We start from the raw sequence: 19,806 nt of genomic DNA, 5'->3' as shown, positions 1-19,806 counted from the left end.
AATGTTTCGGACTTGGATCGCCGGACACCGCTTCGGCGTGACATTGGCGCTGCTCTTCCTGGCGCAGTTGCTTCTCGCCGGCGCGATCCTCTTACCGCTCGCGATCGACCTGCCGGACGCGCAGCGCACATGGATGCGCGCGTTGCTGCTGCAGCGCGGCGCGCTATGGATTGCCCTCGCGTTGCTGCTGCTGCTCGGCCTGGGCATCGGCCTGAAAGCGCTGTTCGACGCTTACCTGACGCCGGTCGCGCGCCTGGCCGAAGATGCCGTGCTGCTTGCGGCCAACCCTGGTCATCGCATCGCGCCGCAAGGCGCGCGCGACGTGCGCGTCCTCGCCGACAAGCTTAACCTGCTGGCGGCTTCCCATCAGGCCGTGCACGACGACGTGCAGGCCAGGATCGCGCTGGCGAACCGCGCGCTGGCCGAGGAGAAGAACCGGCTCGCCGCGCTCATGGCGGAGCTCGCGCTGAGCGTGCTGGTCTGCAATATCGAAGGGCGAATACTGCTGTACAACGACAGCGCCAGGCAGTTGCTGGAAGCTGGCGGGGCCGGCGCGTCAGTGGCTGGCACTGCGGCAATCGGCCTGGGCCGCTCCGTGTTCGGCGTGATCGAGCGGGGGCTCATCCTGCACGCGCTGGAACAGCTCCAGCACCAGCTCCGGGAGGGCGGGACCGGCGCGGCTCGGCCGGTATCGGGATTCGTCGCCACGCTCTCACAGGGCCAGATCGTGCGCGCGCACATGGCACCCGTGTTCGACAACGTGCACACCCTCAACGGCTTCGTGCTGACGCTGGAAGACATCACCCGCAACGTCGAGGCCGACAACCGCCGCGACGCGTTGCTGCAGTCGCTCACGCAAGATGCGCGCGCCACGCTGGCGAATCTGCTTGCGGCGGTGGAAACCATCCAGGCGTTCCCTGATATGAACGCCGGGAAGCGAGCCCAGCTTACCGGCATCATCGACGACGAATCGCAACGCCTGGTGGGCCAGATCGGCCGCGCCGTGGATCAGCGCGGCGCCGGGATGGACAGCCATCAGGAGCTCGAAGAGATGCGGGGCGCCGACCTGCTTGCACTGCTGCTGCGGCGGATCGGCAGCCCGTCGCTCAGCGTAGCCGCCAGCGATGCGGTCGATGCCACGCTGTGGCTCAGGGTGGACAGCTATGCCTTGACCCAGGCGCTGGCTTATCTGGCGCAGCGGCTCGCCACCGAAGCCGGCGTTACCGAGTTGCGCTTCGGCCTGTGCCGTGCCGGGCGGCTGGCCTATCTCGACCTCACCTGGCACGGCGCGCCCCCCACCGCCGATATGCTGCGGGCTTGGGAAAACGCGCCATTGCAAGCCGGCTCGGCGCTGTCACTGAGCGCGCTGATGGCGCGTCAGGGCGGCGAGACCGTGTGCTCGTCCGGTGCATCGCCCGACACGGCGCGCTATCGTCTGATGCTGCCGGTTTCCGAGCCCCGGTCGGCGCTGGACAGACTGCCGGCACAGCAAGGCCGCCCGGAGTTCTACGATTTCGACCTGTTCCACCAGCCGGGACAAAACGCCGGGATCGACCAGTGCCGGCTCTCGCAACTCAGCTACACGGTGTTCGATACCGAGACCACGGGGCTGGCGCCTGCCGCCGGCGATGAAATCATCTCCATCGGCGCCCTGCGCATCGTCAACGGCCGGTTGTTGCAGCGGGAGAGTTTCGAGCAGCTGATCCAGCCGCGGGGCGCACTGAGCGCCTCGTCGATCGCGGTTCACGGCATCACGCACGCGATGCTCAACGGCCAGCCGCCGATCGAAACCGTGTTGCCGCAGTTTCACCGTTTCGCCGCGGATACCGTGCTCGTCGCGCACAATGCCGCGTTCGACATGAAGTTCCTGCAAATGCTGGAGGAAAGAACCGGCACCGCCTTCACGCAACCCGTCCTCGATACGCTGCTGCTATCGCAGGTGATCCACCCCCATCAGGCCGAGCACTCACTGGAAGCGATCGCCAGCCGCCTCGGTGTGGCGGTCATTGGCCGCCACACCGCCCTGGGCGACGCGATCGTCACCGGAGAGATCTTTCTCAGGATGGTCCCGTTGCTCGCGGAAAAAAGCATTGTCACGCTGAAGGATGCCCGCGATGCCGCGCAACAGACCCTGTACGCGCGGGTCCGGTACTGAGGACGAGGAACGCACAGCCCATGAACGAGCCGCCCACGATCCGTCCCGATGCCGCTTTCGATCCGGCCAATGTCCAGGCGAGCGCATTCATGCGAGACATGGAGGACGCCCGCCGCCGTATCGCCGCCGCGCAGGACGGAAGCGGGCTGCAACGGGCCGCCGCGGAGATCCGGGCGCTCTGGCATCGCGTGGCGGGCGAGGCGGAAGCGCAGGCGCTCATGCGGTTGATCTCGGCGCTGAACGATGCCTTGACGCGGCGCGTGATCGACCTGGCCTGCGTGGGGCAGCAGTTGCAGGACGTACGCTGGTGCTGGATCGCGCTCGGCAGCGAAGGCCGCGAGGAACAGACGCTGTCGAGCGATCAGGACAACGGGATCATCCTGGCTGGCAGCGGCAGAGGCAGCGCCCAGGCACTGCGCGAACGGATGCTGCCGCTGGCGCTACGCATCAACGAAGCGCTCGATGCCTGCGGGTTCCCGCTGTGCACCGGGCAAATCATGGCAAGCAATCCGCAGTGGTGCCTCGACCTGCACGAATGGCGGGAGCGCTTCGCGAGCTGGATCATCGAAGGCGATCCGCGGGCGCTGCTCAATGCCACCATCTTCTTCGACCTGCGGCCGCTTCATGGCGCCCACGATCTGGCGCAGGCGCTGACCGACTGGCTCGCGGACATGGCGCCGGACAGCCCGCGCTTTCTGTACCAGATGACCGAGAATGCGCTGCGACGCAAACCGCCGCTCGGCCTGCTGCGCGACTTCGCGGTGGCGAAGAGCGGGGCTTTCGCCGGCACGATCGATCTGAAACTGGACGCCGCCACGCTGTTCGTCGACGCGGCCCGCATTTACGGCCTGGCTTGCCGCGCCCGCGCCAGCAATACGGCCGATCGCCTCCGGCGCGCCGGCGAGACGCGGCGGCTGGAACCACATCATGTGCAAGCATGGATCGGCGCGTTCAACCGCATCCAGATGTTGCGCATGAAGACACAGCAGCGCTGTTTCGAACGCGGCAAGGCCATGCACAATCATGTGGACCCGAATGAACTGGACGCGGACGAGCGGCGCGCATTGCTCGACGCCTTGCGCCAGGCCCGCGCACTGCAAAGACACCTCGCGCTGGATTACCTCGGCTTTCGCCAGGGCATCTGATCCCGCCGGCGCTGGCCAGCCGCGTGCGTCCTGAGAGGCGCACGCCGTGCCTTTTGCCTATACTCAGGGACAAGTTGTTCGCAAGCGCCGTGCGCGTCCCGCACGCGAGCCGCCGGAGGGGCACTGATGGAGTTCAAGGACTACTACGCGATGCTGGGCGTGGAGCGCACGGCCACGCAGGATGACATCAAGCGTGCCTACCGCAAGCTCGCGCGCAAGTATCACCCTGACGTCAGCAAGGAGCCGGATGCGGAAGCCCGGTTCAAGGACGTGGCCGAAGCGTATGAGGCGCTGAAGGACGCGGAAAAGCGCGCGGCCTACGACGACGTGGGTGCGCGGTACAAGCATGGCCGCGAGTTCACCCCGCCGCCGGGATGGGATAGCGGCTTCGAGTTCAGTGGCGGCGATGCCGGTCGCGACCCGGAGATGGATTACAGCGATTTCTTCGAGTCGCTGTTCGGGGCAAGGCGGGCGCAGGGCCGCGGCGCGCGTCATGCCGGCCGCATGGCCGGGGCGGATCATCACGCCAAGGTGCGGATCGATCTGGAGGACGCCTATCGGGGCGGGAACCGCACCATTTCGCTGCGAACGCCGCAGGTGGATGCCAACGGCCATGTCCGCTTGCAGGAGCGGCAACTGGACGTGAATATTCCCAAGGGCATTCGCGGCGGACAGCATCTCCGGCTTGCCGGGCAAGGCGGACCGGGGATTGGAGACGCGCCTGCCGGCGACCTGTATCTCGAGATCGAGATCGCGCCCCACCCGCGCTTCCGCGTCGACGATCGCGACGTCTACCTGGACCTGCCGGTCGCCCCCTGGGACGCTGCCCTGGGCGCCAGCGTCGACATACCCACGCCGGACGGCCGCGTGCTTCAACTCAGCGTGCCGCCCGGCTCGTCGGCGGGCCGCAAGCTGCGGCTCAGGGGCAAGGGCCTGCCCAGCACGCCGCCCGGCGACCTGTACGCGGTGCTCTCCATTGTCTTGCCGCCCGCCGACACGGAGCAGGCCAGGCAGGCGTACCGGGAGATGGCCAAGACCTTTGGCGGCTTTTCCCCGCGCCGTTCAACGGAGGCTTGATGCGATGAGCGATCAAAGTGGTTCGACGCTGCAGGGCGTGCTTGTCGAGGAAGAGGTTCAGTTCACGCTGGTCGAGTTGAGCTTCGCCTGTCATGCCGACATGGAGCAGGTGGTGGCCCTTGTCGAGGAAGGCGTGCTGACGCCGCGTGGCGAGGACGTGCAAGGGTGGCTTTTTGACGGCACCGCCCTGTCGCGCGCCCGTGCGGCGCTGCGTTTGACACGCGACCTGGAGCTGCGGCCAGCGGGCGTTGCCCTCGTGCTTGACCTGCTGGACGAGATCGAGGCGCTCAAGGCGAAGCTACGCCGCGCCAACCTGGCCTGAGTGGCATCCGCGTCTTAGCGAAGCTGCTCGTCGATGTAGCAGAACACGGCCGTGCCGCTGCCATATTCGGTATCGCGCGAGGTGAATGCACCGGACAGGCAGATAAACACGGTCATGCATGCGAGGGTGGCAAGCAGGCAGAGCGTCAGGATGGATAGCTTTTGCATGGCTAAGCCCTCCGGCAATCGTTAGACGTCGATGGCATGTGCGTTCTCCTGACGAGGCCTCAAGCACCGGGGCCGGTGCTCACACGTCTGTACGCATTTCTCATGCCCGCGTCCGGCAGGCGACACTGGCGCCGGATTGTGCTTCAGGGGATACACGCGGAGGAGGAGTCGTTGGGCTGTGCCACACAGTCCTGGCGGCTTGTGTATGTCTGGGCGCGACAGTGCATGACGCCCCCGGATGACCGGTCGGGCCAATGGGCGACGCCCCGATAGGCGAAGGTCAGGCGATGTCGCGCACTCTCAGCCGTACCGCCGGGTCGCCCAGCACCACGTAATTGCGCGCATCATCCCGCGCCACCCAGCGTAGCGCGATCTCGGCATCGGAAACGGCGGCGCCCGCGCCGCGGTCGTGCAGCAACTCCGCCAGTTCCGTGCTGAGCGCGGCCCAGCGGATGTTGAAGCGATCCGTGGCCTGCCCGACTCGCTCGCCCCGCAGCAGGCTGCCGATCACGTCGCGGAATCCCTGGGTCTGCGGGTCCGCGCGCTCTGACTGGAAGCCGTAAGCCCAGGCCCGGTCGACATGCCCGAGCACCGCCAGCGCGCCGCCGTGGGGATGGGCAAGCAGCCGCTGCGGCAGGCGGGCGGTGAAGGGGGCCGGCGCGAGCCGCGCGGGGGCGCTGGCGTCGCGGCCGAAATTGTCGAACTCGGGGCAGCCGGCGCCATAGCACGCAAAGCAGAACTGGATGAGGCCGTGGCACTGCGCGTCGTCGGGCATATCCTGCGCGGCGAACCAGTGCTCGGGGCCGATCGCCCCGTAGCCAGGCCAGTCCTGGCAGACGATGGCGCCCTGGGCTCCGGCAAGGCGCGCATCGTCCGCGCGAAAGCCCATGCCGTGGGAGCCGGTGAAGAGCAGGGCGGGCGGGCCGTCCGGGCCTTTGCCGCGCAAGACTTCGGCCAGGGCGGATTTGGTGGCGGCTTCGCCCAGCAAGGCCTGCATGGCAAAGCCCTGGCGCTCGCCAAGGGCTTTGGCTTGCGCGGTGCCAAGGCTGAGCGGGGTGGCCAGTTGCCGCGTGAGCAACTGCGTGGCGCGATCGAAATCGTGGCAGGTGGCGAACAGCGCGATCCGGCGGCGGGCCGTCACGCTGGCCATGGTTTCATAGGCCGTCACGCTGTCCGCGTAGCTGCGAAAATCAGCCAGTTGCGGAAAATCCAGCCGTCCCACCGCCCAGTACAGGTCGAGTGTGTATTGGAAGGCAAACGATATCTTGTCGGGCGGCCCGACCAGCACAAGATAGTAGGGCACGCCCAGGGCCGGATCGACCACGTTGAGCGAAACCTTGTGCCGCGCCAGCCAGGTGGCGGCGCTCTCGCCGGGCAGGCAACCGTCCGCGCCCTGGAATATCGTGACCTGTCCGGCTTCCCGGTGCCGCCAGGCGATCAGCGGGGCAAGGGCGTCCAGGTAAGGCGCGGGATCGACGTCGGAGGGAAACAGCAAGCCCCAGCCGGCTTCGTCCAGCTTGTCGCCGTCGACATCGCCCAGCACGGCGTAGGTCTCGGCCTGCCTGGCTTTTTCCGCGGCGCGTTCTGGCGCGCGGCGTCCCACGTGCTCGTGCGCGGTGAACGCGGCGACAGCCTGCGCGTCGATCTCCGCGAGCGGGCGTCCGGTGTCGGCCTGGATGCCGAGCGGGATGGGCATGGATTCGTCGGACATGGTCATGGTGGTGTTCCTGGTCGCGCTCGCAATTTCGCTCAGGTTCGGATTCAGGCCCCCGCCAGCGCGGCCTGCCAGATCAGGTGGGCGACTTCGGGGCCGTCGATGTCGTTGTGCGCGCCCGAGACGCCGCACTTGTGGCAGATGTACTCGCTGGCCTCGATGTTCAGCACCTTGCCGCCAGTCATGGTGTAGCGGCCGTCGTAGGGCTGCAGGGGCGCGTCCGTGGCGCCGTCGATGCCCTGGATGCCGAACGCGCCGATGGCGCCGAAGGCGGGATAGGCCTGCGCGGGTTCGAACGCGACCTGGCCAGCCACGCCGGCGGCCCAGGGATACAGCGAGCCGACTGCCGTGTCGTGCCGCGAGCGGGTCACCACCAGCGGCCCGCTGACCTTGCCGTCCGGCAGCACCTGGTGGCAGTAGCCCGCCGTGCCGGGCCGCACGGGGATATCCGGCGCGTAGGCCCACAGCGACATCGCGCCCTGTACCAGCACGCACGACGCCACCGGGCGCCGCAGCGCCGCCGTGCCGCCCGGCCCGCCCAGCGCGGCGGACATGACGACGGCGCCGAAGCTGTGGCCCATCAGGTGGATGCGCGCCGCCGGCAAGGCATCGCTGATGCGGTTGACCAGGGGATGCACGCCGTTTTCGCCGACGGTCTGGGCGCGCTTCTTCATATTCCAGAAGGACAGCTGCCGCAGCGGTGCCAGCAAGCCGCCCAGCACGGAGCCGCCGAACGCGGTGCCCAGCTGGGTGGCTTCGGCAAAGGAGGCATCGGGATCGAACGGCAGGCGGTCGGCGCCGGCATCGCCTCCCACCCCCTCGTTGCCAAGCGCGAGCGCCTGGTCGAGTTGCAGGTAGGCCAGGCGCGCGGCTTCCGGCAGGCTGGCGGCATCCGCCTGGGTGCGCGCGGCCTCGAAGATGGCGGCCAGCGCGGCACGCACTGGCGGCGTGTCGCCCAGGCGCTGCGCATAAGCATCGATCATGGCTTGCGCGCCCGCCCCTGCGAACGGGGCAAAGCTGGCATCGCCGCCCAGTTCCTCGTCGCCCCACGGCAGGCTGGGCCAGTGCACGCCGATATGGGCAACGGCGAAATCCGGGTGCCGCGCGCGCATCTCCTGCTCGTCGCCGACGCTGCGCGCGAAGGCGCCGATCCAGCGGTCGTACTGGTTGCGCGCCGCTGGCAGGTCGCCCTGCCAGCCGTGGCTCCAGAGAAAGACGTCGGTGGGCGCGCTGTCCCGCCATTGCGGCAGCAGACGCTCGGACAAACGTCCGGCGACGCCGTCCGGGTCGCCGTTGCGTTCGTTGCCGGCGGCGTCCAGTGCCAGCAGCGCATAGCTGGCACTGGTACCCGCAATGGTCTGGATGGGCATGGCGTGCTCCTCTTCCGGTCAACTCAGTCGATAAAGGCGTCGATAAAGGCGTCGATAAACCTGTTGATCAACGCATTCACCACATTCACCGCATTCAACGTGCTTCACATGCGGTCGGCGATGGCGTATCGCCCTTGAAGAAATCGGCTTTCTGCCGGGCCGTAAAGCCACCGCCGGCAATGGCGCAGGCCTGCTTGCGCCATTGCTCCATATCGAGATCCCAGATCGCCGCAAGCCCGGTGCCGGCCGCATACAGCCAGCGTCCGTCGTCGCTGACGGAGAGGGAGGCCACGGGTTGCCGCGGGTCGCGATAGAGCGTCTGCGGGATCGGCAGTGGCCGGTCGGTCTCGCGGTCGAGCAGGAAGAGATTGCCATGGTCGTCCCCGGCGACGACAAACGGCGCGTCTGGCGCGGCCAGCGCGGTGATGACGCCCGCGGCGTCCTGCTTGAGGATGGTGGCCCGGGCCCGCACCGGCTGGCCCGGCGATGCCGGGGACTTCGGCAATGCCAGGCGGTACACCTTGCCCAGATAGTTGCCGGCCACCAGCGTGTCGCCGCGCGCGCCGAAGGCAAGGCTGGTGATCTGGCCGCGCGGCAGGTCTTCGAAACGCTGGACCATGACCGCCCTGGCGTCGGCGCAATCGGTCCCGGCGAGCTCGATCCGCCACAGGCCGATGCTGTCGTCCTCGGCCACGGCAAGTTCGCTGGCGCCGGGCCGGAAGGTGGCATAGGCCGCGCGCGCCAGCGGCTCGGGCAGCGGGATCCGGCAGGCGCCGGCTTCGGTGGTGGCTTCAGTGGCGGATGCAGCGGCCGCGGCAGGCGCGGCTGCGCCGGCGTCGGGCGGCAGACGCCATAGTTCCAGGCGCCGGGCTTCGGCGGGTTCGCCCGAACGGATTGCCAGCAGGCGCGCATCGTCGCTGAGCGTCAGGCGCGCGCTGGTGCCCGCCATCACGCCAGGCAGGATCGCATTGCCGGTGCCATCGGCCGCAAGCATCCAGACCTGTCCGTTGTCGTCCGCCACCACAAGGCGCCGCGCGCCACGTGCCCAGTCCAGCGCGCGCACCGGCGCGGCCGGCATGGCAACCGGCCGCCGGCTGGCTGGATTGCCGGCCTCCGCCTGCAATATGACCAGCCTGCCGCTTTCGGTCGCGGCGGCCACCGGCGGGGTGACGCCCGTCAGCGCCAGCAGTAGCGGCGGCGCTCCGTCCTGCCCGCGCGAGAGGATCCGGGCCATCGGATGGCGCGGCGCGTCGAAGCGCATCTGCAGCAGCTCGCCCTGTTCGGTGGAGGCAAACAGGCGCTGGTCGCGGCCGGCCAGCGCCAGTCCGGTGATCTGGCTCGGCAGGTCCAGGAGCTCGTTGCGCGTGAACTGCATACGCTCGGGGTCGAGCCGCCAGCGGATCACGCGGCCATCCCAGCCGCCGGAGAGCAATTGCTTGTCGTCGGTGAAGACCAGCCGCACCACGGCATCGTCGTGGCCCAGCAGCGCGCGCGGCCACAGCACGCCATCGGCGGTGCGCCACACGCTGATGCGGCCGCCGCGCGTGCCGGCCACGGCCAGGCTGCCGTCCGGACTGACGGCGATGCTGTGGTAGCCCGCAAACCAGTCGGTATTGTCCGCGGGCGCCGACAGTTCCCGTGCGGGGGTCTTCAACACGGCCGGGTCCGCCCCGGGGTCGGACGGCAGGCGCCACAGCCGGGCCTTGCCGTCGCGCGACGCGGTGGCGAGCTGCCGGCCTTGATCGAACAGCGCCACGTCGGTGATGCGCAAGGCATGCGCGCGCCCGCTTGCCACCGGGCGCCGCCAGGTGTCGCCGCCCTTGGCGAGATCCCACACGGCGACGCGGCCGCCGTCGTAGCCCGCGACCAGGCGCTGGCCGTCGCCGGACAGGGCCGAGACCGGTCCCCATCCGCTTGCGCGGCTCGCCCCCGGCGGCTGCAGCACCGTGGCACGCGCGGGCTGCGCGATGTTCCACAACGCCACGCTGCCGTCCTGGCCGCCCGTGGCCAGCGTGCCGGCACCGGTCAGCGCCAGCACGCGCACGCCGTCGGGATGCTGGTTGCGCAGCGCGGCCTCGTCCAGCCGCACCGTGCGGGCGCCGGGACCAAGCCCGGTGACGTCCACGATCCAGTGATTCGCGCCGAGCCTGGCGCTGACCCGATAGCCGGTATCGGCCTGCACCTCCAGGGTTTGCTCATCCGCGCGCGCCAGGTAGGCCTCGATATGGCGGGCACGATTCATGGTGCTGACCAGTGAGCGCCGGAAATCGAAGCCCGCCGGCGGGGAGTGGCCATGCAGGTCGCGCGTGCCCTCCACGGCCGCCAGCAGCGCGGCGTCCGGCGCGGGCCGCGAGCCGAGCAGCGAGAAAAGGGCGTTTTGCCGGGCGATGTCTTGCTTGGTGGCGCGCAGTTGCCAGGCCAGTATCGCAACGCCGATCAGAACCACGAACGTGATGAACGCCAGCGAATAGCCAAGGATATGCCAGCGCCGCGCGCGCTCCTGCTCCGCGCGAAAGCGCTGGTAGGCCGCCAGGAAACGGTTTTCCGCTTCGCTGTGCCGGTCCTCGGCTTCGAGCAAGGTGTCGTCGAGTTCCTCGGTGGAACTGAGCTTGCCGAAGACGCCGGGATTCTCGCCGGACAGGGCCCAGGCGCGCGCCAGCTGCTTCCAGTGCGGCAGGTACTGGGTGCGCCATTGCGCGTTGCTGGCGCGCACCGGTTCGATCAGCCGGTCGTGCGCAAGCTCGAGCCACTGCGCGTCCTGCCGGCTTTGCGCGCGCACCAGGTGATACTGCTGCAAGCGGTCGAGTTCGGCCGCCGTGGGTGCGCTGCGCGAGCCGGCATCCAGCGTTGCCTGGGCGCGCATGTTGGTGGCGGTGATCAGGCGGCTCTCGACCCAGTCGCGTACCACGCGCTGCCGTGGGCGCGTGGCGGCGGCCGTGTCGAACACCGTATTGCAATACGAAGCCAGCGCCGCGCCGGTGTCCAGGCGCCGAACCTGCTCGAGCGTGATGGCGCCCCCGCCGGACGCTGGCCCATCCTGGCCGAAGCAGGCTTGCCACAGGCTCAGGCCGACCACCTGCAATTGCACCGGCTCGACAAAGCGCCCCTCGCGCAGGCTTACCTGGCCGGCCGCGTCGCGCGTGCGCACCTGGGCCAGATCCTTCACCAGCTGCCGCGCCGCGTCCTCGCGAAAATCCACGCCCGCCGCCAGCGCCGGTCCGCGCAGCGCCTCCAGCGCCTGGTCGCGCGACAGCAGGTCGATCCGCATGGTGTTCATCAGGTGCGTCGGCACCAGGTCGCGATAGGCATCGAGCCACGAGAAGTATTCCTCGCGCATCGCCACCAGGGCCCATACCGGGCTGCCGCTGCGATCCAGCAGTTCGCCCAGCTGCGTGAAGAACACCTGCTTGGCGCCGGTGTCGGTGCTGTCGAGCGTGAAGATCTCCTCGAACTGGTCGAGCACGATCAGCAGCCGCCGCGCGCGGCCACCCGGATTGTGGTCTTCCAGGCGGGACAGGCAGGACAGCAGCGTATCGTCCGCGCGCGGCTTCAGTTCGGCGCGCGCAGCCCAGCAGTGCAGCACGCTGGTGACATAGCGGTTGCTGCCTTCATACGGCACGCTGACCCGCGCGGTGGGCAGCACGTCGAAGCGATCCGCCAGGCGCGGGCGCAGGCCGGCCTCGATCAGCGAGGTCTTGCCCGCGCCTGAGGGCGAATACAGCAAGACGACGCGGTCGGCGATCAGGCGGTCGCGCAGTTCCTCAATCTCGGCATCGCGGCCGAAGATGGGGTCCGTCTCGTCCAGCGGCATGGGGCCGATGTACGGGCCGTGGGCGCTGCGTGCCGCGTTGTGCGCCTTGTGTGCCGTGTCCGGAAGTTCGGGATTGGCCGCCATCTCACCCCTCCAGGCGCCGCAGCAGTTCGGCGGTGAACATGCCGACGTCGCCCCAGTACAGCTTGAGCCGGGCCTTGTCCTGGAAGTAGCGCTCCAGGTAGCGGCGCGCGCTCACCGGGTCGACGATGCTGTTGGGGTCGAGCTGCGCGGAAAGGTGCTGGTATTCCTGGCGCAGGTCCGCACCCTCCAGGTTGAGGAGGCTGCGGAACAGGATGCGGAATTCCCACGACTGCACGTCGAAGCCGACGAACAGCAGCGCGCTGTCGTTGAGCCGCGCCCGCACGGCCAGCGGGATGGCGTTGCGGTTCATCGACACGCTGGTGAGGTAATCGAAATACTGGTCCTCGGTCAGCACCAGCGAGCCGGGCTCGCGCAGGTCGCCGAACAGCTTGAGCACCATCGGCGCCTGCGCGGTGGGATTCGCGCGCTTGCGGCCTTCGGACAGCACGTCGTCGCAAGCTTCGGCCTGGCGGTTCCAGCGGCACAGCCGGATGCCGGGGTCGGCGCCGCCCTCGCGCAGGGCATCGGCAAGCAGGTCGCTGGGATCCGTCGTCAGGTACACCGGCAGCTTGAGCCGCGCCATCGCGCGGTAGGGGTTAGCGGGATCCTGCTGGCGCTGCGCGCGGCCCACGGTGCAAACCACCTCGCCAAGCTGCGCGATGATGTCTTCGTTGCGCAGCGCCGACAGTGCGGGTGGCAGGATGTCGCGGTACTGCTGGCTCAGGTGCTGGTATGCGAACTTGAAGAAAAGCCGCCGCGGGAACACCCCTTGCTGGGACACGGCCAGGTACTGCGCCACCTGCGGCAGCTCATCGCGTTCGTGCGCCGCCATCGGGAAGTGATAGGCCTCGGCCCACATCTGCGCCAGTTGCAGGCGCGAACCGAAGACCGTCTCGCTCATGGCCGGTCCGAGGATCGGCGTGGTCTCGCCATGCTGGATGTTCTCGATGACGGCGCGCCAGGCATCGGCGCCATCGCCTTCGTCGGGTCCGAAGCCCGGCGGATAAAAGATGCGGCCGCTGTCGAGCCGCGTGAACACCGCCGGCATCCACCAGTCGGGCTGCTGGCTGACCGCCGCGCGCGCGATGCCCGCGGCGCGGTCCACCTCGCCGTGGTCGCGCAGTTCGGTAAAGAACACCGGCATGAAGGCGTCCATGGTGGCCACGCTCACATTGCCCTGCATGGCGAGGACTGCCGGCACGCCGGCCTGTGCCAGCAGCGGGCCGAGCGCCATCAGCGTGCTGCCGCCGCGCGCCGCGCCCGCGCCGGCGCTCTGGCAGGAACACAGCACCACCAGGCTGGGCGGGCGCTCCAGCGTGCCGATGCGGTCCACCAGCACGCTGCCGGCCACCAGGTCGCGCGTGCCGTCAGTGCGTTCGAGCCACAACATGGGCGTGTCGTCCACAAGTGCGCCGTGGCACACGATATAGAGCACGTCCACGCCGTCGCGCAAGGCGGCGAGGATTCGCTCCACGGTGGCGTGTCCCGGCTCGGCCAGCGTGGTCACCGGGACCGGGGCGAGTGCGGCAGCCGCGCGCGCGGCTTCCCCGGCGGCATCGATCGCCGCCATCTCCGGGCCGAGCCCGCTTGGGTTTGCCACCACCACCAGCGCTGTCACATCGCTCTTTGCACGCAGCTTGGGCAGGCGCATCTCCCGCGCGAACAGGTAACGCGAGAAAAAGCAGTGTTGCCCGATAAAGAGGGGATGCTCGCCGGCGGGGTCGAACAAGGTCTCCCATGGCAGCGCGTGCAGTTCGTGCGCATCGATGCTGATGCGCAGGCGCACGCGCAGGTCCAGGCGGCGCTCCCCCGCCGCGGTCTGCGCGGCGACAAAGGCATCGCGCACGGCCGGCGCCGCGAACAGGCTGGCCGCCAGTGCGCGCCCGCACACCTGCGGGTCCGCATCGCGCAGGGCCGGGTCATCCGGTGACAGCGCCAGTGGCACGCGCGGCGTAATGGCGTCTCCTTCAGGCACCCGATGACGTGCTTCCACCTCGTACCTGCCGCCGCCATCGTTGTCGATGACGATTTCTAGCTCGGAGTAGTTGCGTGGCATAGGCCGTCTCGCGGAGTCCGTGACGCGGGGCCGGAATGCGTTGCCGGCGACGGGTGTCCTGATCCAGACACGCCTGCCCAAGAACTAATGAATATGATATTTGCGAAAAATGCAATTTGCGTCGCTGCCGCACGGATCTGGAGGATGCCTGTGGTGATGCAAGCTGCATCCGCCATGGCGCAACTGTTGGCCGGAACGCCACACCCCGCACTTCTGTTGCCGGCAAGCCAACATCGCTTCTCGCCGCACGGACCGGCGTCGAACACGGAATAGGCCGCTTCAGCCGCATTGAGCGGGTTTGTCCGGGAAGTGCCGCAGCAGTGCGCCCCACACGTGGCGCAGACAGAGCATGCGCGCGATTGGCACGCTCCATGCTCCTATGACCTCAAGCCTCGCAATAGGCTCGACACGGATCCCCCGATCCAACACTTCAACATCCCGACCTGTTTTGCCGATTCTCAGGAGACTGTGATGAACACGATAGACATTAAAGACCTGCCGGCGTCCGAAGCGCTGGACGAGAAAGCGATGGCGGAGGTGCGCGGTGGCATCGGCAGAACGCCTGTGCAGATCCTTGCGTGGGAGCTGTCGGGCAAGCCGGCCACCTGGCAAGGCATGATCCTCGGCGACGATGGCCGCCTGCATCCCGGACCGGCCTGAGCGATGACGCCGCCCCCAGTGGGAGACCCGGCCGAACCGGGCACCAGCAGCCCGGCCTGCCCGATCGCGCTGTCCGCCGGGCAGCGCACGCTGGAGCGTGTGGACGCTTGCCGGTGCGAGACGCGCCAGCTTGCATGGTGGCCGCAGCCGCGTAGCCGCATCGTCAGGCAACGGCGGCTAGTACCAACAGGCAGGCCTTGAACGCGAGCCCGATGCGGCTGACGTGGCGCGGCCCCGTGCCACGTCAGCCGCATTCGAGCCGCACGCACTCAGGCCGGGAAGTCAGGCGACCGCGACAGCGCTTCCCACGCCTGCAGTTCTTGCTCCACCAGCGCATGTTTTTCGCGCACGCGGTTCACCGCGTCGGTGCCGAACTGAAGGCGCTGCGGAGGCTGCTGTGCCGCTACCAGCTCAAGCAATCCCTGCGCGAGTTTCCTGGGGTCGCCGGGCTGCCGGTGGTTATAGGCCTTGGCCGTGATGCGCACCTTGCCTGCCGTCCCGGCGTAATCGCCGATCACCGTGGCGGACTCCACTACCGAGGCAGCATCCAGGAAGTCGGTGCGGAAGTAACCAGGCTCGATCACGGTGACGTGGATGCCAAGCGGTGCAAGCTCGTCATGCAGCGCTTCCGACAGGCCTTCGACGGCAAACTTGGTCGAGCTATAGACACCGAAACCGGCGGCTGCCCGGTAACCGCCCAGTGACGACACATTGATCACGTGCCCCGCGCGCTGGCTGCGCATCTGCGGCAGCACGGCGCGCGTCACGTTGAGCAGGCCCATCACATTGGTTTCAAAGAGATTGCGGACTTCGGCCGCGCTGGCCTCCTCCACCGCGCCGGCCATGCCAAAGCCCGCGTTGTTGACGAGCACGTCGATACGGCCAAATCGTTCCACCGCCAGCTTCGCCGCTTCCCGTGCGGACGCTTCGTCGGTGACATCGAGGTCCACCGCCAGCAGGCCCGGCAAGGCGCCGAACTTGCCGGCCACGGTCTTCGAATTCCGCGCGGTCGCCACGACGGCGTCGCCGTGGGCGAGCGCCGCCGAGACGATCTCCGCGCCGATGCCGCGCGATGCGCCCGTGATCAGCCAGACGCGCTTGAATTGGGTTTGCGTTTGTTGAGTTTGTTGCTTGCTCATGTTCGTTGCTCCTTGGTCGGGTTCGGCAACCGGAAGAGCCGGTGCCGATGAAGCAAATCCTACGCATCCGATTGCCCGGCAAAAAGCGGAACGAGGTACATTCGTCATGAACCAGAGGTTCATAATGGAGTGAGCAATGGACAAGGACGCCTTCGACGGTATCGCCATGTTCCTGGCGGTGGCGGAACACAAGAGCTTTACGGTTGCCGGCAGCCGGCTGCAGGTCTCGCCGACCGCCGTCAGCAAGGCGATCCGGCTGCTGGAGCGGCGGCACGGCGTGCCGCTGTTCCAGCGCACGACCCGCAGGGTGGCCCTGACCGAGGCCGGCGCCTCGCTGTACGCGCGGCTACGTCCCGCGGTGGAGGAAATCGGCGGCGCGCTGGAAGCGCTCGGCGGCTTCAGCACCCATGCCTCTGGCACCTTGCGCATCACCATGACCCGTGCGGCCTGCGCGCTGCTGGTCGAGCCGATGATCGAGCGCTTTCGCCTGCTGCATCCCGAGGTACACCTGGACCTGACGCTGGACGAAGGCGTCGTCGACCTGGTGGAAAGCGGCTTCGATGCCGGGATACGCCTGGGCGAGACGCTGGCCAAGGACATGGTCGCGCTGCGGCTCACGCCGGGCGTCACCTGGTGCGTGGTCGGCAGCCCCGCCTACTTCGCCAGGGCAGGGCGGCCGAAGGCGCCGGCGGACCTGATGCGCCACCAGGGCATCCAGTATCGCTTCGTCAAATCGGGCCTGATCCATCGCTGGGATTTCCAGGTGGGCCGCCGCAAGGTATGGGTCGATATCGACAGCAAGGTCACGGTGAACGATCGCAACACGCTGGTTGATCTTGCCCGCAGGGGGCTTGGGCTGGCCTACGTCGCGGAGTTCGAGGCCGGGCGGGAACTCGCGGCGGGCGAGCTGGAGGCCGTGCTGGCGCCGTATGTGCCGCGCAGCGATGGCTTGTACCTGTATTTCCCGGTGCGCACGCAGTCGCAGGCGAAGCTGCGCGCATTTATCGATGTGCTCAAGATGGTGCTGCCGCCGGCAGGTTGAGCGGCTTTGCGAAATGCAATGCAAGGATAGCGGCGATGGATTCCTGCTATTCGGCCACTGCAGCTACTGCATTCCAGCGTTGGGCTGCCAGTCTCAGCATTTCGCCAAACAGCCTTGCCTCGGGAGGGGCGACGGTATTACTGGTCGCCATGACAATGTCCAGCGGCTCGATATCCACCAATCCATCGTCGCGGTCAAGGATCCGCAGGTCTTCACAGGCGGCCTGCGAGGGTACTGCCGCCACCACCATGCCAGCGTTCACCCCTGCCAGGATGCCGGGTACGGATGCACTTTCATATACGCAGCTATAGTCGGCTTCGGCTGTCTCCAACGCGGCCAGGATATGGGCGCGGACCGTGCTCCCAAGTTCGTACAGCCCAATGGGTATTGGATTCCGCTGCCAGATGTGAGGCCCGTCCGGATGCGCGACCCAGCGTAGCTCCTGGGTGCACAGGAGGTCTCCATCCATGTGGGCCCCTCGCACGCCGATTGCAAGGTCCACCTGGCCGCTCTGCAGCTTTCCGGTCAGGTGCGCGGTCGATGCGCAAACCAGCTCGATGTGGACCGTCGGGTGGATTGCATGAAAGTTTCGGATTGCGATGGGAAGCAGTCCGTTCGCATAGAAGTCGGGAGCCCCGACGCGCAGACGGTGCTTCGCGCTGCCGCGAATTGCCACCCAGGCTTCTTCCTCCAGCGCAACCACACGCATCGCGTACGCGTAAAGCGCTTCCCCGGAAGCGGTCAGCTTTAGCTGTCTATTCTCCCGACAGAACAACTTGGCCTCGGCCATTTGCTCCAGTTGGCGCATCTGCATGCTCACAGCAGCTTGCGTCTTGTGACAAGCCCGCGCTGCAAGCGTAAAGCTCTGACGGTCTGCGGCTGCCAGAAAAACCCGAAGTTGCTCGATGCTAGGTCTACGGCCCATAAGCGAAGTTTGTCCACCCCATCAATTTTTCTTGCTTTATTCGTCGGCGCAGTCTACGCCATACTGGCGGCGCGCCGGGATGACCTATGTCAAAAAAGGATTGTCTTTACGATAGCGGTGTAAATCGAAGTGTGTAGAGAACATGCAAATCGACCCAAGAGTCGGCTGCATAGGGCCAGAGGCTGCTGAATTAGTTGCGGGGTTATGCTACCCCTGGTCCGTTCGTGACTCGCTCATACCCGGCGCATCCGGTAAAAAAATGGGCCTCAATTGTCGGGGCTTTCGGGTGCAGGCGTCGTCCTCACGGCGACGCGGGCTTTACGGGGGGTTGCAACAGGATGGTCGATTTGTGCGGCGATGCGGTGGAGCGAATCGAGTCAACATGGGGTGTGGACAATTTGTCCTTGTACGCATTTGCGATGGAGCAAGTGGCCGATTCCATCGTGATTACGGACTCGATGGGAAAAATCACCTACGTCAACAAGGCGTTCGAAGCCCAGACGGGCTATGACCGCTCGATGGCGATTGGCAATACGCCCGGCATTGTGAAGTCGGGAAAGATGGCGGAATCGTTCTACGAGAGGCTATGGTCGATTCTAGGCGCGGGTGAGACATTCAAAGGGATATTTGTAAACAGAAGAATTGACGGCGGGCTATTTTCCGAAGAGAAAGTCATCACGCCGCTTCGCGATCTGAACGGCGCGATTACCCATTTCATCTCGGCGGGAAGGGACGTCACCTCGCGCCTGGAATCCGAGCGCAGACTGCGAGAGCTGGCGTGCTTCGACGATTTGACGAAGCTATACAACAGGGTTTCTTTCTTCGAGCAACTTGACGTACTGATCTCAGCCAGCAGCGAACGCTGCAACGGGGTCACGCTCCTGCTGATCGACCTTGACCGCTTCAAAGGCATCAATGACGCGTTGGGGCATGACATAGGGGACCAGGTACTGATCAAGGTGGCGGAGCGCCTGGTCGATGCCACCCGGCTTGGCGATATCGTTGCGAGGCTCGGGGGCGATGAATTCACGGTGGCTCTTGCCGGCCCGCTGACGGATGCCGACAGGGAGTCGATTCTTCAGCGCATTTGCGCCACGGTCGAGGTTCCGATCGTGGTATCCGGAACGCCGCTCTATGTAGGCGCCAGCATCGGCGTAAGCCGGTTCCCCGACGACGGCGGCGATAGCAAGGCGCTCTTCAAGCAGGCCGACATTTCGCTGTATGAGGCCAAGCGTGAAGGGCGCGGCAGGGCGAAGCACTACTCCCCTGCGCTAAGAAAGAATGCCGAGCGATATCACCAGATCTACCAGGCGATGCGGCATGCCTTTGGTGCCAGGGAACTGTGGGTTGCCTACCAGCCAGTCTTTGACCTGAAGGCCAGGAAGGTGGTCGGGGTGGAAGCCCTCGTCAGGTGGAATTCCCAGACCCTGGGTACGATCATGCCCGCCGAGTTTCTCCCGGTGGTCTGTGACCTGGGGCTTGGCCACAAGCTCACGGACTTCGTTCTCGAGAAAGCATCCTCCGATATCGCTCGCGCCAACGCGGAACTCGACGTGTCCCTGACCGTGGCGGTAAATGTCCCGGCCGAAGAGCTGCATGCTCCCGGATTTGCGGGCAAGGTTGAGGCGGCGCTGCGCAGGAGCGCGCTTGCACCGACCTCGCTGAAGGTCGAGATTACAGAAAGTGCGCTCATCCCCCAGGGGGAGTCTTCTACCTCCGCACTGGAGGCGCTCGCGAACGCCGGCGTCGAGATCGTGATCGATGACTTCGGAACGGGGTACTCGAATCTCGGCTACTTAAGTACCCTTCCCGTAAGTTCACTGAAGATCGCGCGCTCATTCATTGAGAAAAGCGGACGAAGCGAGAATTCAAAAAAGATAATCCGGGCAATCATGATGCTCGCCTCGAATTTCGGCGTTGGGGTGATAGCCGAGGGTGTCGAAACTTCAAGTGAACTGGAGTTCCTGGAGGAAGAAGGCTGTTGTCTTATACAAGGATTCCTGATTGCCCGCCCTATGCCGATAGGAGATCTTATTAACTATATGAATTCATATAGCAAGGAAGCAGATCGGTTGAGAGGCGGCACTGGAAATGAGAAGTAAGATGTGTCAAAACACGTGATCTTATTTCTGCGTATTT

14 protein-coding genes are annotated in these 19,806 nt (G+C 66.7%); 7 read left to right on the top strand and 7 right to left on the bottom strand.

Annotation, left to right across the window (positions count from 1 at the left end):
* Position 1 precedes the first annotated feature (1 nt).
* The 4 genes from ACZY0R_RS05845 to ACZY0R_RS05830 all read left to right on the top strand — a co-directional run bounded on the left by ACZY0R_RS05845 (position 2) and on the right by ACZY0R_RS05830 (position 4,699).
* Complete coding sequence (locus tag ACZY0R_RS05845; protein WP_488857550.1) at positions 2-2,155, top strand: 3'-5' exonuclease; 2,154 nt, start codon at positions 2-4, stop codon at positions 2,153-2,155.
* Between the two features lie 20 nt (positions 2,156-2,175).
* Complete coding sequence (locus ACZY0R_RS05840; RefSeq protein ID WP_488857549.1) at positions 2,176-3,300, top strand: DUF294 nucleotidyltransferase-like domain-containing protein; 1,125 nt, start codon at positions 2,176-2,178, stop codon at positions 3,298-3,300.
* Between the two features lie 126 nt (positions 3,301-3,426).
* The gene (locus tag ACZY0R_RS05835; protein ID WP_488857548.1) at positions 3,427-4,377 is read left to right on the top strand and encodes a DnaJ C-terminal domain-containing protein; all 951 of its coding nucleotides are present in this window, start codon (positions 3,427-3,429) and stop codon (positions 4,375-4,377) included.
* 4 nt (positions 4,378-4,381) lie between these two features.
* Positions 4,382-4,699 carry a chaperone modulator CbpM gene (locus ACZY0R_RS05830; RefSeq protein ID WP_488857547.1) on the top strand — a complete coding sequence of 106 codons (318 nt, stop codon included), beginning with the start codon at positions 4,382-4,384 and terminating at the stop codon, positions 4,697-4,699.
* A 14-nt stretch (positions 4,700-4,713) separates the two neighbouring features.
* Here ACZY0R_RS05830 and ACZY0R_RS05825 read toward each other — a convergent pair whose 3' ends face one another.
* The 5 genes from ACZY0R_RS05825 to ACZY0R_RS05805 all read right to left on the bottom strand — a co-directional run bounded on the left by ACZY0R_RS05825 (position 4,714) and on the right by ACZY0R_RS05805 (position 13,901).
* The gene (locus ACZY0R_RS05825; protein ID WP_488857546.1) at positions 4,714-4,866 is read right to left on the bottom strand and encodes a hypothetical protein; all 153 of its coding nucleotides are present in this window, start codon (positions 4,864-4,866) and stop codon (positions 4,714-4,716) included.
* A gap of 280 nt (positions 4,867-5,146) precedes the next feature.
* Complete coding sequence (locus tag ACZY0R_RS05820; protein ID WP_488857545.1) at positions 5,147-6,583, bottom strand: C25 family cysteine peptidase; 1,437 nt, start codon at positions 6,581-6,583, stop codon at positions 5,147-5,149.
* A gap of 44 nt (positions 6,584-6,627) precedes the next feature.
* Positions 6,628-7,950: a hypothetical protein gene (locus tag ACZY0R_RS05815; protein ID WP_488857544.1), complete on the bottom strand. Its 1,323-nt coding sequence runs from the start codon at positions 7,948-7,950 to the stop codon at positions 6,628-6,630.
* Positions 7,951-8,044: 94 nt separating this feature from the next.
* Entirely contained in the window at positions 8,045-11,845 is a 3,801-nt protein-coding gene (locus tag ACZY0R_RS05810; protein WP_488857543.1) for a WD40 repeat domain-containing protein, read from the bottom strand.
* A 1-nt stretch (position 11,846) separates the two neighbouring features.
* Positions 11,847-13,901, bottom strand: a complete 2,055-nt coding sequence (locus ACZY0R_RS05805) for a CHAT domain-containing protein (RefSeq protein ID WP_488857542.1) — start codon at positions 13,899-13,901, stop codon at positions 11,847-11,849.
* A gap of 471 nt (positions 13,902-14,372) precedes the next feature.
* Between ACZY0R_RS05805 and ACZY0R_RS05800 the strand changes: the two genes are divergently transcribed.
* Positions 14,373-14,561, top strand: coding sequence for a hypothetical protein (locus ACZY0R_RS05800; RefSeq protein WP_045236890.1), 189 nt, complete (start codon positions 14,373-14,375; stop codon positions 14,559-14,561).
* A gap of 269 nt (positions 14,562-14,830) precedes the next feature.
* Here ACZY0R_RS05800 and ACZY0R_RS05795 read toward each other — a convergent pair whose 3' ends face one another.
* Complete coding sequence (locus ACZY0R_RS05795) at positions 14,831-15,700, bottom strand: oxidoreductase (RefSeq protein ID WP_488857541.1); 870 nt, start codon at positions 15,698-15,700, stop codon at positions 14,831-14,833.
* A gap of 136 nt (positions 15,701-15,836) precedes the next feature.
* On the opposite strand from ACZY0R_RS05795, the gene ACZY0R_RS05790 reads away from it, so the two are divergent.
* Complete coding sequence (locus ACZY0R_RS05790) at positions 15,837-16,742, top strand: LysR family transcriptional regulator (RefSeq protein WP_488857540.1); 906 nt, start codon at positions 15,837-15,839, stop codon at positions 16,740-16,742.
* A gap of 46 nt (positions 16,743-16,788) precedes the next feature.
* Here the strand turns inward: ACZY0R_RS05790 and ACZY0R_RS05785 are convergent, their stop codons facing one another.
* Positions 16,789-17,667 carry a LysR family transcriptional regulator gene (locus ACZY0R_RS05785; protein WP_488857539.1) on the bottom strand — a complete coding sequence of 293 codons (879 nt, stop codon included), beginning with the start codon at positions 17,665-17,667 and terminating at the stop codon, positions 16,789-16,791.
* A gap of 338 nt (positions 17,668-18,005) precedes the next feature.
* Between ACZY0R_RS05785 and ACZY0R_RS05780 the strand changes: the two genes are divergently transcribed.
* The gene (locus ACZY0R_RS05780) at positions 18,006-19,769 is read left to right on the top strand and encodes a putative bifunctional diguanylate cyclase/phosphodiesterase (RefSeq protein ID WP_488857538.1); all 1,764 of its coding nucleotides are present in this window, start codon (positions 18,006-18,008) and stop codon (positions 19,767-19,769) included.
* Positions 19,770-19,806 lie beyond the last annotated feature (37 nt).

The organism is Cupriavidus sp. F041 (genome assembly GCF_057814235.1).
The sequence above is the reverse complement of the archived record's forward strand: the minus strand, read 5'-3'. Positions and strand labels throughout refer to the sequence as shown.

What these genes read in the sequence shown, in the direction of transcription:
- ACZY0R_RS05845 (WP_488857550.1), top strand. Translation starts at nt 2, where the DNA reads ATGTTTCGGACTTGGATCGCCGGACACCGCTTCGGCGTGACATTGGCG.
- ACZY0R_RS05835 (WP_488857548.1), top strand. Translation starts at nt 3,427, where the DNA reads ATGGAGTTCAAGGACTACTACGCGATGCTGGGCGTGGAGCGCACGGCC.
- ACZY0R_RS05815 (WP_488857544.1), bottom strand. Translation starts at nt 7,950, where the DNA reads ATGCCCATCCAGACCATTGCGGGTACCAGTGCCAGCTATGCGCTGCTG.
- ACZY0R_RS05810 (WP_488857543.1), bottom strand. Translation starts at nt 11,845, where the DNA reads ATGGCGGCCAATCCCGAACTTCCGGACACGGCACACAAGGCGCACAAC.
- ACZY0R_RS05800 (WP_045236890.1), top strand. Translation starts at nt 14,373, where the DNA reads ATGAACACGATAGACATTAAAGACCTGCCGGCGTCCGAAGCGCTGGAC.
- ACZY0R_RS05820 (WP_488857545.1), bottom strand. Translation starts at nt 6,583, where the DNA reads ATGACCATGTCCGACGAATCCATGCCCATCCCGCTCGGCATCCAGGCC.
- ACZY0R_RS05785 (WP_488857539.1), bottom strand. Translation starts at nt 17,667, where the DNA reads ATGGGCCGTAGACCTAGCATCGAGCAACTTCGGGTTTTTCTGGCAGCC.
- ACZY0R_RS05830 (WP_488857547.1), top strand. Translation starts at nt 4,382, where the DNA reads ATGAGCGATCAAAGTGGTTCGACGCTGCAGGGCGTGCTTGTCGAGGAA.
- ACZY0R_RS05840 (WP_488857549.1), top strand. Translation starts at nt 2,176, where the DNA reads ATGAACGAGCCGCCCACGATCCGTCCCGATGCCGCTTTCGATCCGGCC.
- ACZY0R_RS05790 (WP_488857540.1), top strand. Translation starts at nt 15,837, where the DNA reads ATGGACAAGGACGCCTTCGACGGTATCGCCATGTTCCTGGCGGTGGCG.
- ACZY0R_RS05805 (WP_488857542.1), bottom strand. Translation starts at nt 13,901, where the DNA reads ATGCCACGCAACTACTCCGAGCTAGAAATCGTCATCGACAACGATGGC.
- ACZY0R_RS05795 (WP_488857541.1), bottom strand. Translation starts at nt 15,700, where the DNA reads ATGAGCAAGCAACAAACTCAACAAACGCAAACCCAATTCAAGCGCGTC.
- ACZY0R_RS05780 (WP_488857538.1), top strand. Translation starts at nt 18,006, where the DNA reads ATGGTCGATTTGTGCGGCGATGCGGTGGAGCGAATCGAGTCAACATGG.
- ACZY0R_RS05825 (WP_488857546.1), bottom strand. Translation starts at nt 4,866, where the DNA reads ATGCAAAAGCTATCCATCCTGACGCTCTGCCTGCTTGCCACCCTCGCA.